We start from the raw sequence: 2,742 nt of genomic DNA on the forward strand, positions 1-2,742 counted from the left end.
TTTTTTGATTACCAAACGGCAGACTATAAGAGTAGAGGTGTCGATTATAAAATCGACATCATGAACATGCCGGTAAAAAATGAAATATACGATTTTTTCATCTGCAGCCACGTACTGGAGCATGTTGAGGGGGATGGCAAGGCTATCCGGGAGCTTTATCGTATAACGAAAACCGGCGGCTGTGGAATTCTGATGACACCCATCATCATTGGATTGGAAGCGACGATTGAGGACAAGTCAATTGCCACCGAGGATGAACGCTGGAAAATGTTCGGACAAAACGATCATGTCCGGTTGTATGCGCACAGCGATTATATGAGTAAAATAAAACAAGAGGGCTTTGGGGTTAATGAACTGGGAATTGAGCATTTTGGCGCTGATATCTTCAAATTGTTGGGCCTCAAAAAAACCAGCATTCTTTATATTGTGAAGAAATCGTGATACCCGTCACCAAGACATACCTACCCCCCACGGACGAGTTTGTAAACCAAATCCGGAAGATTTGGCTAAATGGCTGGCTGACCAACAACGGACAATTATCAAGGGAGCTTGCTGAAAGACTAAAGGGCTATCTCGGCATTCCCAATCTGGAACTGGTGGCCAATGGCACCCTCGCGCTTCAAATCGCCATTAAAGCTCTCGGATTGCGTGGTGAGATCATTACCACACCATACAGCTATGTTGCCACTACCAACTCGATATTGTGGGAAGGCTGTGAACCTGTTTTCGTGGATATCGAGGATCAAACCTTCTGCATCAATCCTGAATTGATTGAAGCAGCCATCAGCAGGAAAACCTCCGCGATTCTGGCCACCCATGTTTATGGCTATCCCTGTGACGTACTAAGAGTTCAACAAATTGCAGATAAGTATAAGATCAAAGTCATTTACGATGCGGCTCATGCTTTTGGAGTGAGGCTTTCCGGAGAGTCGGTTTTGCTTCACGGGAATTGCAGCATCTTGAGCTTTCACGCCACCAAGTTGTTTCACACAGCCGAAGGCGGCGCTGTGATCAGTAAAGATGCGGAAGTCGCCAAATGTGTCTTTCTGATGAAAAAATTTGGCCATATGGGTGAAGAAGACTACCTGAATATCGGCATTAACGCAAAAATATCGGAATTGCATGCGGCGATGGGGCTTTGTGTCTTGCCAAAGGTAAATGACCTTATTGCATTACGGAAAGAGTGTTCCCGCTGGTACAATGAACAACTCGATGGCTGCCATTTGCAACGGCCTGTGTCTCCCGCCGGCCTTGAATACAACTATGCCTACTACCCAGTTATTTTTCCCTCTCACGAAATCATGATGCGGGTACGCCATGCGCTTTTGGATAACGCCATCGGCCCGCGACGATATTTTTGTCCGTCGCTGAACACGTTGCCCTTTTTGAAACCAGAGTTAAAACGACCCTGCCCAATTTCAGAGAGCATTTCTTCGCGTGTGCTTTGTCTGCCAATGTTTGCCGGCTTAAGCGAAACAGAAGTTGATTTTATTTGCGGCATCGTCAGAGACAACCTGCAAGGTGGACCAACTCTGAAATGAAAATTGCCGTCATGCAGCCGTATTTCTTCCCCTACATCGGTTATTGGCAGCTGATTCATGCTGTGGATCATTTTGTCATCTATGACGATGTCAATTATATTAAAGGGGGATGGATCAATCGGAACCGCATTTTGATCAATGAAAAACCATCCTATATTACCGTTCCATTACATAAGGCATCCTCGTTTAAGCGTATCTGCGACACGGTCTTGCAACCATCGCCTTTCTGGCGAAAAAACCTGGTTAAGACTGTTGAAATGAACTACCGAAAAGCTCCCTACTTTGAGGAAGTGTTTCCGATCGTGGCAGATTTAATTCGTTTTGAAGTGGAAAACCTCTCAGATTATTTGGTTTATCAATTGAAAACGTTATCCAAATTTATGGGCATCAACACCCATTTCAGGGAGACAAGCCGTTATTATGGAAATAGTGCTTTGCATGGCCAGGCGCGAATCCTCGATATCTGCAAGCGTGAAGCAGCGACCGTTTATATCAATCTGCAAGGTGGACAGGCATTATACGAGCGTAACGCCTTTACACAATTTGGAGTGGAATTGAAATTCATAAAACCGGCCACCTTGGAGTACAAGCAGTTCGGATCCGGGCATGTGCCATGGCTTTCAATTATCGATGTTTTGATGTTCAATCCAACAAGGCGGTTCCAAACTTTGCTGAACAGCTATAACTTATTATAATTATGGATAAAATTGCAATATTTGGTGTGCCGCGCTCAGGCACGACCTGGCTTAGTCAGATTTTTAACAGCCATCCCGGCGTGGCATTGAGATTCCAGCCGCTATTTTCATATGGGCATAAAGGCAGGCTCTCGGAATATTCTTCGGCTATGGAGATCCGAAAATTTTTTAAAGAAATCCTATTTACTCAAGATCCATTCGCCCTGATGACTACCGAGTTTCAAAAAAATTATCCTACTTTTGAAAAATCCGAAAAGCCAACACATATTGTTTTCAAAGAAACGAGATATCTTCATATTATTGAAAACATGCTTAATATTTGCAGCGAGATTAAAATCATTGGAATTGTCAGAAATCCTTTATCGGTTTTAGCGTCCTGGGTCCGGGCGCCCAAGGAATTCAATAAGGAGTGGGATATTAACCGAGAATGGCTCTATGCTCCAAGCAAGAACCAGAACCGGCCCGAAGAATTTTACGGTTTTGATAAATGGAAAGAAGTTGCCGGA

4 protein-coding genes are annotated in these 2,742 nt (G+C 44.2%); all 4 read left to right on the forward strand.

The annotated features are described in order from the left end of the window. The coding region (locus P1P89_23005) for a methyltransferase domain-containing protein (protein ID MDF1594393.1) at positions 1 to 441 on the forward strand (441 nt) is incomplete at its 5' end. Next, a complete protein-coding gene (locus tag P1P89_23010) occupies positions 438 to 1,541 on the forward strand; it encodes a DegT/DnrJ/EryC1/StrS family aminotransferase (GenBank protein MDF1594394.1) in 1,104 nt (367 codons plus the stop codon). The genes P1P89_23005 and P1P89_23010, both read left to right, overlap by 4 nt. Beyond that, positions 1,538 to 2,236, forward strand: a complete 699-nt coding sequence (locus tag P1P89_23015; GenBank protein ID MDF1594395.1) for a WbqC family protein — start codon at positions 1,538 to 1,540, stop codon at positions 2,234 to 2,236. The genes P1P89_23010 and P1P89_23015 overlap by 4 nt, the downstream gene beginning before the upstream one ends. A 2-nt stretch (positions 2,237 to 2,238) precedes the next feature. After that, on the forward strand, positions 2,239 to 2,742 hold a 504-nt coding region (locus tag P1P89_23020), incomplete at its 3' end, for a sulfotransferase (GenBank protein MDF1594396.1).

This window comes from Desulfobacterales bacterium, from assembly GCA_029211065.1.
Lineage (GTDB): Bacteria > Desulfobacterota > Desulfobacteria > Desulfobacterales > JARGFK01 > JARGFK01.

Bases quoted from the DNA above. Each gene is read 5' to 3' on its own strand.
- P1P89_23015 (MDF1594395.1), top strand. From the start codon at position 1,538: ATGAAAATTGCCGTCATGCAGCCGTATTTCTTCCCCTACATCGGTTAT.